Consider the following 13,988-nt stretch of genomic DNA (forward strand, 5'->3'; position numbering starts at 1 on the left):
TCGCGGCCATGGGCCGCTCCTACAAGGAATCGCAAAGGCCGCCTCACCAGAGGCGGCCTTTTTTCTTTCGGGCCATCGCAGGCATCTGCCGAACAATATACATCCCCCACAGTCACTCCTATACTGCGCGGAAACAAGCAGATAAGGAGCGACCATGGCCCGGGCATTCATCGGCGTAATCGGCGGCAGCGGTCTCTACCAGATGGAGGGGCTGAGCAACACCAGCGAGCAGTGGATTGAAACCCCCTTCGGCCCTCCCTCCGACGCCATCGTTACCGGCGAGCTGCACGGCGTGCCGGTGGCCTTCCTCGCCCGCCACGGCCGCGGCCACCGCCTGATTCCCTCCGAGGTCCCATACCGGGCCAATATCCATGCACTGCGCCAGCTGGGCGTGCGCTATATCCTCTCCCTGTCCGCGGTCGGCTCTCTGCGCGAGGAAGTGCGGCCGCTGGATATGCTGCTCCCGGACCAGTTTATCGACCTGACCCGCAAGCGGGATAACACTTTTTTCGGCGGCGGCGCAGTGGCCCATGTATCCATGGCCGATCCGGTATGCCCGCAAGTCGCCGACTGCCTCGCCCGCGCCTTCGGTCTTACTCAGGGGGAGAGCACCCAGGGGGAGAGCACCCAGGGCGATCAGCCGATTACGTTGCACCGCGGCGGCAGCTATGTGTGTATCGAGGGCCCGCAGTTTTCCTCCCGCGCGGAATCCCACTGGTATCGCAGTATGGGCGCCTCGGTGATCGGCATGACCAACATGCCCGAGGCCAAACTGGCGCGGGAAGCACAGATTGCCTACGCCACCCTGGCCATGGCCACCGACTACGACTGCTGGCACCCGCGGGAAGGTGCGGTGACCGCGGAAACGGCCATCGCCAACCTGCAGCAGAATGCCGCGCGCGCGCAGCGGATCGCCGCAGAGGCGATTCGCCTGCTGGGGGAGGAGAAACCCCGGTCCCCGGCGCACACCGCGCTGGCCAGCGGCCTGGTGACACCGCTGGAAGTCATGCCGGAGGATAGGGCCCGTGTAATAAAACCGCTGCTGGCAGCGACAGAGTCTGTGGAAGAAGCGGAAGTCTGATAGAGCTTCCAGCCGTAGGATGGGCAAAGCACAGGCAGAAAGCTGCTCCATGCGTTTTCTGCATTCCCGCTGGGCGGCACCCCGCCTTCCCTGGCGGGCTCGTGCCCATCAACCGGGCGACGATGGGCACGCTGCGCTTTGCCCATCCTACAGAGCTGAGAGATATGCACGAAACACTGCCGCTGTTGGAAATATCGGATTTCCCGCCGATCCGCCGCGAGAAAATCGACACGCTACAGGTCAATATCGGCTACCGCTGCAACCAGACCTGCGTGCACTGCCATGTCAACGCCGGGCCCACGCGCAGGGAAATGATGAGCGCGGAGAACCTGGCGCTGATTCCCGAAGTGCTGCGTACCCGCAAAATTGCCAGCCTGGATATCACCGGCGGCGCACCGGAGCTGCACGAAGGGTTCCGCGATCTGGTGCGGTCCGCGCGGGCACTGGACGTACATGTGATGGACCGCTGCAACCTGACCATCCTGTTCGAACCGGGCCAGGAAAACCTGGCAGAGTTTCTCGCGGAAAACAAAGTGGAAGTGGTGGCCTCGCTACCGTGTTATTCGCTGGACAACGTGGACAAGCAGCGGGGCAAAGGCGTTTTCGACAAGAGCATCGCCGCGCTGCAAAAACTCAATACCCTGGGTTATGGCGAGCCGGGCAGCGGACTGCTCCTCAAGCTGGTGTACAACCCCCTTGGGCCTTCCCTGCCGCCGGACCAGGAGGCGCTGGAAGCGGATTACCGCCGCGAGCTGTCCGCGCATTTCGGCATCGTCTTCAACCAGCTGTTCGCCCTGGCCAATATGCCCATCAAGCGCTTTGGTTCCACCCTGGTATCCAAGGGCCAGTTTGCCGACTATATGCGGCTGCTCAAAGATAACTACAGCGCAGACAACCTCGACGGCGTTATGTGCCGCAGCCTGGTCAGCGTGGATTGGCAGGGCAACCTGTACGACTGCGATTTCAACCAACAGCTGGGCATCGAGGTGCCGGGGCGCCTGCACCTGCGGGATTTATTGCAGAGAGATATGCGCAACACGCCGATCCGCGTGGCCGACCACTGCTTCGGTTGCACCGCGGGGCAGGGCAGCAGTTGTGGAGGAGCCCTGTAGGAGCCTGCTTGCAGGCGAACAAGAGTGAAACTCCGTAGCCATTCGCCGGGCACATCCCTGTGCCCGGCCCTTCGGGCAGCTTCGCTGCGTCAAATCGCTCCAGGCGATTTGATCGTCTGCACGCAGGCTCCTACAACCAATAGCTGAGTTTGCATGAACAAAAAAATTTTATTAATAGCTGTTCTGCTTGCCCTGGTGCTGGCCTTCTTCCTTTTTGATTTACATCACTGGTTGTCCCTGGAAAAGCTGAGGGCGTGGCAGGAGGAATTTGAACAGTGGCGACGGGCTTCTCCGATTCTGGTGGGGCTGTTGTTCCTGTTGTTTTATATTCTGGTCGTCGGCTTGTCGCTGCCGGGTGCGGCGATCATGACACTTGCCGCCGGCGCGCTATTCGGTTTCTGGTGGGGAATATTGATCGTCTCTTTCGCCTCCAGTATCGGCGCTACACTGGCTTTCCTGGTATCCCGCTTTCTGCTGCGCGATTGGGTGCAGAACCGCTTTGCCCGGCGCCTGCGCACGGTGAACAGCGGTATGGAGCGGGATGGGGCCTTTTACCTGTTCGCCCTGCGCCTGGTGCCGGTATTTCCGTTTTTCCTGATCAATATCCTGATGGGGCTGACCCGCATCAAAACCTGGACTTTCTATTGGGTCAGCCAGCTGGGTATGCTGCCGGCCACGGTGGTGTACGTCAATGCGGGCACCCAGCTGGGCAAAGTGAAAAGCGTTGGCGGTATATTGTCGCCGGGGCTGCTTTTGTCCTTTGTACTGTTGGGCCTGTTTCCACTGTTGGCCAAGTGGGGCCTAACCTGGATTAAGCGCTACAGAGCCAGTCGCCGATGAAAAAGCCGGGAAAATTCATCCGCAACCCGATCGTGATCGGTATCGGCGCCGCGGGGGTGAGGTGAGACGCCTGAGTATTATTGTTCCGCTGCTCAACGAACGAAACCTGATCGCGGAGCTGGCAAAGCAGTTGCAGCCGTGGCAACAGCGCCACGACTGCGAGGTTATCCTGGTGGACGGCGGCAGCGGGGATGGCACCGCGCAGCTGGCGCGCGATGCAGGCCTGCGCGTCCTGGTATCGCCGCGGGGCAGGGCGCGGCAGATGAATTGTGGCGCGGCCTCGGCTCGCGGGGAAATACTGTTGTTCCTGCACGGCGATACGCAGCTACCCGTGAACGCGCTGGAACTGATCGAGGACGCGCTTGCGGAAAAATACCGCTGGGGCAGGTTCGATGTGCGTATTGCCGGGCGCAGCTTCTGGTTTCCGTTGATCGCCACCCTGATCAACTGGCGCTCGCGCCTCAGTGGCATCGCCACCGGGGACCAGGCCATTTTCGTGCACCGCCGGGAGTTCGAGCAGCTCGGCGGTTTTCCCGAACAGCCATTAATGGAAGATATCGAGTTGAGCCGGCGTCTGCTGAAAATCTCCCGCCCCGCCTGTATCGGCGTTCCGGTTTCCACCTCGGGGCGTCGCTGGCAGTCCCGCGGCGTGCTGCGCACGGTGTTGTTGATGTGGCGGCTGCGCTTTGCCTATTGGCGCGGAGTGCCCGCGGAAACCCTCGCGCGCCGCTATGAATAAACCGTTGCGGCTGATCATTTTCGCCAAGGCGCCGCTGCCGGGGTTGGCGAAGACCCGGCTGATTCCGGAACTGGGTGCGGAGGGGGCGGCGCAGCTGGCGGGGAAAATGCTGCGGCATACGCTGGATCAGTGCGCGCGCGCGCAACTGGGCCCTGTGGAGCTGTGCGTCACCCCTGCCTGTGACGATGCATACTGGAAAAATTTTTCCCTGCCTAAAGGTGCGACGCTTTCCAGCCAGGGCGGCGGCGACTTGGGGAAAAGACTGCTGCATGCGGCAAGCCGCGCCGCCGGTAACGGCGAGTCGGTGTTGCTACTGGGCACCGACTGCCCGCAGCTTACCGCCGAACACCTGAAAGCGGCGGCGTCCGCACTGGAAAAGTCCGATGCGGTGATTTACCCCACCCGCGACGGTGGTTACGCGCTGCTGGGCCTGAACCGGGTGGAGGCGTCACTGTTTGAGGGTATCTCCTGGAGTACGGAGGTGGTTGCCCGGCAGACGCGGGAACGGGTGGTGCAGTGCAATATGCGTTGCGAGTGGCTGGAGACGCTGGCGGATATCGATGAGCCGGCGGACCTGCAGTTTTTGCCGAAAAGCTGGAGAGAAGCTTTGTAGGAGCGGCCCATGGCCGCGATCGTTGCCGGAGCAACCTGGGAATTCGATCGCGGCCATGGGCGGATGGCCGCCCCGCCGCTCCTACAGGGGAGGGGATATGCCGTAGGGTGCGCCGCGCGCACCGTTGACCTGGGCGGTGCGCACGGCGCACCCTACCTCCCGAGTCCGTGTCGCCATCAAAGCGCCGGAACGGCGCCGGCGGTCTCGGCCACCGGGGTATTGCTGTCCGCCAGTGCCTCGGCGGATTCGTCGTTGGCCGCGGCGATGCGCTGTTCCTCGATGCGGCTGCTCCAGGTCAGCAGGGCCTGGTAGTGGCGGATATTCTGTACATAGGTCACCGGCTCCCAGCCGCGGGCGTAGCCGTGTTTGGTGTTCTTGTAGTACTGGCGCTTGGCCAGCAGCGGCAGTTGGTCGCGTACATCGGCCCAGCGGTCCGGATTGCCGCCCATTTTTTCCGTGAGAACCCGCGCGTCCTCCAGGTGGCCGTAGCCCACGTTGTAGGCGGCCAGGGCCATCCAGGTGCGGTCCGGTTCGCGGATGCGCTCGGGGATCTTGTCGCGCACCTTGATAAAGTAGCGGGCGCCGCCCTCGATACTCTCCGTCGGGTCCAGGCGGTTGACGCCCAGTTCGCGGGCGGTGTTGCGGGTCAACATCATCAGGCCGCGCACACCGGTGGGGGATTTGGCGCGCGGGTTCCAGTGGGATTCCTGGTAGCTGAGCGCCGCCAGCAGGTGCCAGTCGAGGTCGTATTTCTCTGCCACTTCCTGCATGGTTTCGCGCCAGCGGGGCAGGCGTTTGCGGCTGCTCTTGGCGAAGGCCTGGGCGCCGCCGGGATTCAGCTTGCTCACATGGCCGAAGAACTGCTCGCGCAGCTCCGCCACCAGCCCGTTGGTGTTTGCGCGCAGCATAAACAGGCGCGCGGCGTGGTAGAGGCTGTCGTCGTCACTGTTGGGGAAGGCCCAGGCAACGGGCTGGAACTGGGTGAGATTGAAGGCCACATGGGTGTTGGGATAGAGGCCGCGGTGTACCGCGTAGGCGTTGGAATCCACAACTGCGTAGTGGAATTTCCCCTCGTTGACCATCTCCACCAGTTCCATGGTGTCGACGTCGGAGATTTCCTCCCACTCCAGCCCCGGGTAGCGCCGGGACAGTTTACGCATCTCCTCGGCGTGGGCACTGCCGGCGATGACCGCGACTTTTTTCTCCTCCAGATCGCTGACTTTGCGCGGGCGGTCTTCACCCAGGCGGTAGATGACCTGCTGGCGGATCTCAAAATAGGAGGGGGTGAAGCGGACCTGCTCGCGGCGCTCGGGAGTGACGGTGAGGCCGGCGGCGGCCAGGTGGGCGCCTTCTTCCGGGTTTTTCAGGCGCGCGAACATCTGATTCAGGTCGTGGACATCGCGGATAATCAATTTGACGCCCAGTTCATCGGCAAAGGCTTCCAGCATGCCATACTCGAAACCGGTGTGGGCGCCGCTGGCGTCTTCGTAGTAGGTGGTGGGACCGTTTTGCGAGAGCACGACCAGTTTGCCGGAGGTCTTGATACGCTCCAGCGTGTCCGGTGCCTTGCTGGCCACCAGCAGGGGGGCACAGCAGGCCAGCGCCAGGACCTTCACCAGGCGGCAGCTGTAGCGCAACATGCGGCTTTTCATGATCATAAGGTGGTCCCTCTAGTCCCTTAGCTTTTATATTCGCTGTTATGCCTGAGTTGCGGGCCAACTGCCGGTGCGCTCGTCCTGAGTCGGCCCCGGCAAAAGTCCGCCAATTTTACCTCATAAGGAGATGAATTGCCCAATCGCTGTTTTTTGCTTTGTGATCTGCCAACTTGCGGTAATGCTGTAATTGTAGTAAAGGGCTTCGCCGGCAGGAGTTTGTGGTATCGGGCGTCAATCCGGTTGGGCGCTTGTCTGTCTTCTGCGTCCCGACTTCTGTAAAATTGCGCCCTCTCCAATCCCCGGGGCGCTGTGCAATCTTCTGCCGCGGCTTCCCCAATTCAGACAAGAGGCAAACTCCCGCGATGCTAGTTCTGCGTGGTGCTCCCGCACTGTCGAAATTTCGCCATCAAAAACTGCTCAACCAATTGCGCGCCCTGCAACCGGCGATCGGTGAGGTTTACGCTGAGTTCGTCCACTTCGCCGACAGCAAAAAGCTGAGCGGGAAGGAGCAGGCGCTGCTGGAGCGGCTGCTGCAGTACGGCCCCACCGAGGAAAAGCACCAGCCCGAGGGCGAACTGCTTTTGGTGGTACCGCGCCCGGGCACCATTTCGCCCTGGTCCTCCAAGGCCACCGATATCGCCCACAACGCGGGCCTTACGCAGATCCACCGCCTGGAGCGCGGTATCGCCTACTACATTAGCGGCGTCGAATTAACAGAAGCTGAACGGGCCGGGTTGGCGGTGCTGCTGCACGACCGCATGGTGGAGGCGGTGCTGACGGATTTCGACGAGGCCGGGCAGCTGTTCCGCGAGGAAAAGCCGCGCCAGCTGACCAGTGTCAACCTGCTCGACGGCGGCCGGGAAGCGTTGGAAGACGCCAACGTGACCCTGGGCCTGGCGTTGGCGGAGGATGAGATCGACTACCTGCTCACCAGCTTCCAGGAGCTGGAGCGCAACCCCACCGACGTGGAGCTGATGATGTTCGCCCAGGCGAACTCCGAGCACTGCCGCCACAAGATATTCAACGCCACCTGGACCATCGACGGCGAGGGCCAGGAGCGCTCGCTGTTCAGCATGATCAAGAACACCTACCAGAAGGGCGGTGACAATGTGCTGTCCGCCTACGCGGACAATGCCGCAGTGGTGGTGGGCAGCGAGGCGGGCCGCTTCTACCCGGACCCGGAAACCCGCGAGTACGGTTTCAGTCGGGAGCCGATCCATCTGCTGATGAAGGTGGAGACCCACAACCACCCGACCGCGATCGCGCCATTTCCGGGCGCCGGCACCGGCGCCGGCGGCGAGATACGCGACGAGGGCGCCGTGGGCCGCGGCTCCAAGCCCAAGGTGGGCCTGACCGGTTTCACTGTGTCCAACCTGCAGATCCCCGGCTACGAGCAGCCCTGGGAGGTGGATTACGGCAAGCCGGAGCGCATCGTTACCGCATTGGACATTATGATTGAGGGCCCCATCGGTGGCGCTGCTTTCAACAATGAATTCGGCCGCCCCAACATCTGTGGTTACTTCCGTACCTTCGAAGAGGATTTCGGCGGCGAGCGCCGCGGCTACCACAAGCCGATCATGATCGCCGGCGGCTACGGCAATATCCGCGAAGAGCATATCGAGAAACCGGAGTTCGAGCCCGGGGCCAAGCTGGTGGTGCTCGGCGGCCCGGCGATGCTGATCGGCCTCGGCGGCGGCGCCGCCTCCAGTATGGCCAGCGGTACCAGCTCCGAGGATCTGGATTTCGCCTCGGTGCAGCGCCAGAACCCGGAAATCGAGCGCCGCTGCCAGGAGGTGATCGACCAGTGCTGGCAACTGGGGGACAAAAACCCCATCGCCTTTATCCACGATGTGGGCGCCGGCGGCCTGTCCAACGCCTTCCCGGAGCTGGTGAAGGATGGCGGCACCGGCGGCAACTTTGAAATCAGAAACGTGCCCTGCGACGAGCCGGGCATGAGCCCGCTGGAGATCTGGTGTAACGAATCCCAGGAGCGCTATGTGCTGGCGGTGATGCCTGAGAGCCTTCCGCGCTTCGAGAAGATCTGCGAGCGGGAACGCTGCCCTTTCGCGGTGGTGGGAGAGGCCACGGAAGAAAAGCACCTACGGCTGAATGACAAGGAATTTGACGCCAAACCGGTGGACCTGCCCATGTCGGTGCTGTTCGGCAAGCCGCCGCGTATGCACCGTACCGCGGACAAGCGCGCGGTGGAGACCACCGGGTTTGCGACCAAAGACATCGACCTGAACGAGGCCGTCGAACGGGTGCTGCGACTGCCGGCGGTGGCCAGCAAGAGCTTCCTGATCACCATCGGCGACCGCACCGTCACCGGCATGGTTTCCCGCGACCAGATGGTGGGCCCCTGGCAGGTACCGGTGGCGGACTGCGCGGTGACCACCGTGGCCTACGACAGCTATTCCGGCGAGGCCATGGCCATGGGCGAGCGCACCCCGGTGGCGCTGCTGGATGCGCCGGCCTCCGGCCGCCTGGCGGTGGGCGAGGCGATTACCAATATCGCCTGTACCCCGATCGGGCGGCTGTCCGATATCAAGCTGTCGGCCAACTGGATGTGTGCCGCCGGCCACCCGGGCGAAGAGGAAAAGCTCTACCGCACTGTGGAGGCGGTCGGTATGGAACTCTGTCCGGAATTGGGCATTACCATTCCGGTGGGCAAGGACTCCATGTCCATGCGTACCGCCTGGAACGACGGCGGCGAGGACAAGGCGGTCACCGCGCCCCTGTCCCTGATCATCTCCGCCTTCGCGCCGGTTACCGACGTGCGCAGAACCGCCACGCCGCAGTTGCGCCGTACCAGGAAAGGGGAAAGCGAACTCATTCTGGTGGATCTGGGCGCCGGCAAGAACCGCCTCGGCGGCTCCTGTCTGGCCCAGGTGTACAACCAGTTGGGCAGCGAGCCCGCGGACCTGGACGACGCCAGGCTGCTCAAGGGCTTTTTCGAAGTGGTGCAGGAGGCCCTGCGGGAAGACCAGGTTATCGCCTACCACGACCGCTCCGACGGCGGCCTCTTCGTCGCCCTGGCGGAGATGATGTTTGCCGGCCGCTCGGGCATGGATGTGGAACTCTATGATCTGGGTGAGGACCCGATCGCCGCGCTGTTCAGCGAGGAGCTGGGCGCGGTGCTGCAGGTGCCCGCCTGCGACGCGGAGATGCTGGTGCAGCGCTTCGGTTCCGTCGGCGTGCCCGCGCACCAGATCGGCTACCTGAACGACAACGAGCACCTGTGCATCACCCGCGAAGGTGTGCAGATATTCAGCCGCTCCCGCGCCGAGCTGCAGCAGATCTGGTCCGAGACCAGCTACCGCATCCAGGCGCTGCGGGACAACGCCGACTGCGCGGCGCAGGAATTCGCCGCCATTGCCAAGGAAGATCCGGGCCTGTCGGTGAACCTGACCTACGACCTCAACGAGGACGTCAGCGCGCCTTACATCAGCAAAGGCGCCCGGCCCAAGGTGGCGATACTGCGGGAGCAGGGCGTCAACAGCCAGGTGGAGATGGCCCACGCCTTCCACCGCGCCGGCTTCGCCGCGGTGGACGTGCACATGAGCGATATCCTCGCCGGCCGCGTGGCCCTGGACGACTTCAAGGGGCTGGTGGGCTGCGGAGGCTTCTCCTACGGCGACGTGCTCGGCGCCGGCGAGGGCTGGGCCAAGACCATCCTGTTCAACGCCCGCGCGCGGGACCAGTTCCAGGCGTTCTTCGAACGCGGGGACACCTTCGGCCTGGGGGTGTGCAACGGTTGCCAGATGTTCTCGGTGATCAAGGAGCTGATCCCCGGCGCCGATCACTGGCCGCGCTTTGTGCGCAACCTGTCCGAACAGTACGAGGCGCGCTTCGCGCTGGTGGGCATCGAGGATACGCCCTCGGTGCTGTTCAAGGGCATGGCCGGCTCACACATGCCGGTGGCGGTCGCCCACGGCGAAGGCCGGGTGGAATTCGCCGACCGGGAGGCGTTGGAAACCTGCGAGCAGTCCGGCACCATCGCCATGCGCTACCTGAACAATAATCGCGAGATTACCGCAACCTATCCGGCCAACCCCAACGGTTCGGTCAACGGCATCACGGCGCTGTGCTCTGATGACGGCCGCGTCACCATCATGATGCCGCACCCGGAGCGGGTCGCCCGCACGGTGAGCAACAGTTGGCACCCGGACGATTGGGAAGAGGATTCCGGCTGGATGCGCCTGTTCCGCAATGCGCGGGTTTTTGTGGATTGATAATTTCGTTGTTGTAGGAGCGGGCCATGCCCGCGATCAACATCGTTGACTCGCGCCATACATGGCGCTCACTCTATGGGCGCCTTCGGCGTCCAAATTTGGCTCCGGCCGCTCCAGGTATTCGCGGCGCCTTCGGCCCAGACAAATTTGTCGCGGGCATGTCGGATGGCCGCCCCGCCGCTCCTACAATCGCATCCCTCCCCTGCCTGCCGGGCAATTCCCATATTTCCTGCTACACTTAAAAAGTTATCCACAATAATTTTTGTGTATGGTGCAGGTTTTACTACCCATTTCTAGCCTATCCAACCGTTTCCCATCCGCTGCAGTGACGGCATTGAAGCGCTGCGCGCATCCATTCCCGGTCATTTCCTATCCAACAAGAACCCGTTAAGGAGATTGCGATGGCTTACAACAAAACCCTGGCAGAAAAAGTGCGCGAACTGTTGCAGAGAAACGACGGCCTCACGGAAAAGCAGATGTTCGGCGGCCTGGCGTTTATGTTGAACGGCAATATGGCCTGCGGCGTAGTGGGTGAGGAACTGATGGTGCGCGTGGGTCCGGACAACTACCAGGACGCCCTGGAGCAGCGCTACACCAGGCCGATGGACTTCACCGGCCGGCCGCTTAAAGGCATGGTGTATGTGGAAGAGGATGCGATTGCGGCAGCCCTGGACGAATGGGTCAACCGCGGGGTGGAGTTTGCCGGCTCTCTGCCGCCGAAATAATTTCCCGATCAAAAAGATCAACATCAGCAACAGGCTGGCATAGTTTCCGGTGGAAGCTTGTGTAAATCGGACAGCAACGGAGGCTGAGCCGAATGGCACTGACTTAAGCGCCGTAGGATGGGCAAAGGAGCGTAGCGACGTGCCCATCATCCGCGGCTTTGATGGGCACGCTGCGCTTTGCCCATCCTACAAAAATAGCGAATCCCAGCTTAAGTCAGTGCCATTCGGGGCTGAACCGTTATTTTTCAACAACTGGCTACAGGGCCTGCAGAATGGTTCCTATCTCGCTCTCCGCCAGCTTGCCCGTGGGCGGCATAAATCCGGAGGGGGCCGTGAGCTTGTGTTCCAGCAGGGTCCTGCCGTCCTCCTCCCGCAGCCAGCCGTTTTGCCGGTTCAGCAGCTCGCCGGGATTGCCGTTCAGCTCCGTGTGGCAACCGGAGCAGTGCTCCAGTAGCAGGCGCCTGGCTTCGCCTTCAAAGCGGATACCATCGATATCCGCGGCCTGGTATTCCTGTCTCTGTTCCTCCCGGTAGGATTCGCCGGTGGAAAGGCGCAGCAACGCCTTGTTTTTGTCGTCGACGATGAGCAGTGAGCCGTCCTTCAGTTGCAGCAGGCCCACCGGCGCGCCCTCTGGTCTCAGTCCCTGGGTCGGGTTCCAGTGACTGACGATCTCCCTGTGCTGCGCGTCTTCCGCGGAGCCCCCCTGCGGGGAAAAGGTATGCCGGGTGAAATCCCGGGCCGGCGGAATGGGATCGCGATTGAAAACAGGATTTTTATCCAAAATTGGGAGGCCCTCCGCGGTGGTCGGGTAGCTGACCAGCCGGTGGCCGACAACCCGGTATCCATGCCAGCTCATCAGCAGGCTGCCCTTGGGAATGGGCAGTCGATCGCCGCTGTAATAGATCATGTCCAGCGGCGCCACGTGGGGCGGCATCAGGCTGTAGGGTTCGGTATACCCGGGCTGGGAGCAGCCGTCGGGGACAAAGCCGGTATCCAGCTTGCGGTTGAGGCAGTAGGGCCAGCCGTAGAAGCCGCCTTCGCGGATAATATTGATTTCCTCGTAGGGCTCCTCGGCGTCTTTCAGATCGGTGCTGTTTTCCCCCTGCAAAATAGTGCCGCTTGGATGCACCAACAGCGCCACGGAATTGCGCAGCCCGCTGGCGTAGAGTTCGGAATTGCTGTCCCAGCGCTGCTCTTCGCTCAGGTAGTGGTAGCGCCTGAGACCGGTGGAATCGATTTCATCGCACTCTGTGCGACCTCCGGTGAGTCCGCAATCGTCGGTTTTCGAACCGGCGTTTACCAGCAGATCGTTGTCGGGCAGGAATACGAAGCTGGTCAGGGGATGCAGGTGTTTACCCGGTGCAAACGGCAGCCCTTCGATCACCGTTTCCTGCGCAGTTATCTGGTCTCCCACAAGTCGAAAACGCACGATCCTGTCGGCCTCGCCCAGATAGAAATAGCCCCCCGGGCCGTGCTTGATGTCGTGGGGCAGGTTCAGGCCGGTGGCGAGCCTGCTGGCTTTGCGCAGGTCGCGATAGCCGCTGTCTTCAAATTCCAGCAGCCACAGAATTCCCCGGTTGGCACCCCAGCCGCCCATATCCGTAACCAGAATCCGGTTGCCGTCCGGAATTTCGAGGGCCTTGCGGGGTTTGATAAAGGCGGCGCCGCTTTCCGCGCCGACCATAAGGCCCAGGCAGGTACCGGGCGCGGTGCCGACCGGAAGCTTGGGCAGGCCGTCGCAGGTTTCGGACAAAGGTTGGTAATTGGCGGTACTGGCAGCTGCGCAGATGCCGAACAGCAGGCCGATAATCCATTTACTGTATAAATCCATAAAGCTGAAAACTCACAGACAGCGGAAGGCGTTGACCCGGCAATAGACAGCGCCGGGTCGATCATTGGGTTCAGCGGGCAAGTTAACCGATCTTCAGGTGTTTGTTAATCGGCAGTTCGCGAACCCGCTGCCCGCTTGCGGCAAAAATCGCGTTGGTGATACTCGGGGCCACCGGCGGCACGCCCGGTTCGCCGACGCGCGCGGGGGGCTCGTCGGAGGCGATCAGCTCGACCGACAGCGGCGGGCACTGGGCGCACAGATCTCGGCGCGATCATTGCGGTCCTCGGCACAATCTCCAGGCCTTCCAATCCTGCTGTGTGTCGATATCAATGGTGCCGTTGGGTACCGGCACTTCGGTGATAGCGTACTGTTCCGAGCGCAGCAGGTCGCGTGCGCCCCGGTCGCTGTTCAGCTTCGCCAGTTGCGGGAAATACTCCCTGGGAAACACGGCCGGCACGCCCCTGCGATCGGCGTAAAAACTGCAAACGATGGTTTTATACTCTGTCCAGCACTCCAGCAGGCGCCGGATATCCGTGCTGTTGATCGCCACCTGGTCCGCCAGTAAAACCAGGGCCGCATCACAGCTCGCCGGCAACTGCCGAATAGCGAAGGCGAGCGAACCACCCATACCCGACTGCCAGTCGCGGTTTTCGCGCAGGTCCAGCTGCGGGTGGGTATCGACAAGTTGCCGATGCCAGGCGCCAGTCACGATCAGCGGCGCCGGCAGACCCAGCGGCGCCAGTGTATCGACACAGTGTTGCAACAGTGTCCTGCCCCGGTGTTCCAGTAGCAGCTTGCAGTGGCCGAAGCGGCTCGAGGCGCCGGCGGCGAGAATAATTGGCTGGATCCTTTTCATGGCAGGGCTATGCTGGTGCGTCTGTTTTATGGTTAGGGTTCGCCATACGGCTCGCTCTGTGGTTATTGCTTGGCGTGGCGGAAATACTATCGCAACAGGGGGGGCGCTGCATGGCACTCGGTTAGCGGAGCGGAGAAATATTCAGCATTATTCAGGGCTGACCGGAATGGCACTGACTTAAGCGGTTTCCGGCTCCCGTAGGGCGGATAAGCGAAGCGCATCCGCCGCCCCAGGCCTTGTAACTGGTGGATGCGCTTCGCTTATCCACCCTACAAATAAGGCCATTTGCGCTTAAGTCAGTGCC

The 13,988-nt window shown here is 62.3% G+C and carries 10 protein-coding genes; 7 read left to right on the top strand and 3 right to left on the bottom strand.

All coding sequences use genetic code 11. The features are described from left to right. Nucleotides 1–154: 154 nt before the first annotated feature. The 5 genes from mtnP (at nucleotide 155) to ACRC0P_RS17655 (ending at nucleotide 4,385) form a co-directional block, all read left to right on the top strand. Nucleotides 155–1,081, top strand: a complete 927-nt coding sequence (mtnP, locus tag ACRC0P_RS17635) for an S-methyl-5'-thioadenosine phosphorylase (RefSeq protein WP_438632615.1) — start codon at nucleotides 155–157, stop codon at nucleotides 1,079–1,081. A gap of 164 nt (nucleotides 1,082–1,245) precedes the next feature. Further along, nucleotides 1,246–2,193: an arsenosugar biosynthesis radical SAM (seleno)protein ArsS gene (arsS, locus tag ACRC0P_RS17640; RefSeq protein ID WP_438632616.1), complete on the top strand. Its 948-nt coding sequence runs from the start codon at nucleotides 1,246–1,248 to the stop codon at nucleotides 2,191–2,193. A 153-nt stretch (nucleotides 2,194–2,346) separates the two neighbouring features. Then, nucleotides 2,347–3,033: a TVP38/TMEM64 family protein gene (locus ACRC0P_RS17645; RefSeq protein WP_438632617.1), complete on the top strand. Its 687-nt coding sequence runs from the start codon at nucleotides 2,347–2,349 to the stop codon at nucleotides 3,031–3,033. Nucleotides 3,034–3,094: 61 nt separating this feature from the next. After that, nucleotides 3,095–3,772: a TIGR04283 family arsenosugar biosynthesis glycosyltransferase gene (locus ACRC0P_RS17650; RefSeq protein WP_438632618.1), complete on the top strand. Its 678-nt coding sequence runs from the start codon at nucleotides 3,095–3,097 to the stop codon at nucleotides 3,770–3,772. After that, nucleotides 3,765–4,385, top strand: coding sequence for a TIGR04282 family arsenosugar biosynthesis glycosyltransferase (locus ACRC0P_RS17655; protein ID WP_438632619.1), 621 nt, complete (start codon nucleotides 3,765–3,767; stop codon nucleotides 4,383–4,385). Before ACRC0P_RS17650 ends, ACRC0P_RS17655 begins: the two co-directional genes overlap by 8 nt. A 176-nt stretch (nucleotides 4,386–4,561) precedes the next feature. Here the strand turns inward: ACRC0P_RS17655 and mltF are convergent, their stop codons facing one another. Beyond that, on the bottom strand, nucleotides 4,562–6,043 hold the full coding sequence (mltF, locus tag ACRC0P_RS17660) for a membrane-bound lytic murein transglycosylase MltF (protein ID WP_438632620.1): 1,482 nt from the start codon (nucleotides 6,041–6,043) through the stop codon (nucleotides 4,562–4,564). A 359-nt stretch (nucleotides 6,044–6,402) separates the two neighbouring features. On the opposite strand from mltF, the gene purL reads away from it, so the two are divergent. Further along, entirely contained in the window at nucleotides 6,403–10,272 is a 3,870-nt protein-coding gene (gene purL, locus ACRC0P_RS17665; protein WP_438632621.1) for a phosphoribosylformylglycinamidine synthase, read from the top strand. Between the two features lie 401 nt (nucleotides 10,273–10,673). Continuing rightward, nucleotides 10,674–10,997 carry a TfoX/Sxy family protein gene (locus tag ACRC0P_RS17670; RefSeq protein ID WP_183455887.1) on the top strand — a complete coding sequence of 108 codons (324 nt, stop codon included), beginning with the start codon at nucleotides 10,674–10,676 and terminating at the stop codon, nucleotides 10,995–10,997. A 256-nt stretch (nucleotides 10,998–11,253) separates the two neighbouring features. On the opposite strand, the gene ACRC0P_RS17675 is transcribed toward ACRC0P_RS17670, so the two are convergent. Further along, a complete protein-coding gene (locus ACRC0P_RS17675; protein ID WP_438632622.1) occupies nucleotides 11,254–12,828 on the bottom strand; it encodes a PQQ-dependent sugar dehydrogenase in 1,575 nt (524 codons plus the stop codon). A gap of 271 nt (nucleotides 12,829–13,099) precedes the next feature. Further along, nucleotides 13,100–13,684 (bottom strand): nucleotidyltransferase family protein, encoded by a 585-nt coding sequence (locus tag ACRC0P_RS17680; RefSeq protein ID WP_438632623.1) that lies wholly within the window; start codon nucleotides 13,682–13,684, stop codon nucleotides 13,100–13,102. Nucleotides 13,685–13,988: the final 304 nt, after the last annotated feature.

Origin of the sequence: Microbulbifer sp. (assembly GCF_051659245.1) — a bacterium.
Taxonomy (GTDB): Bacteria; Pseudomonadota; Gammaproteobacteria; order Pseudomonadales; family Cellvibrionaceae; genus Microbulbifer.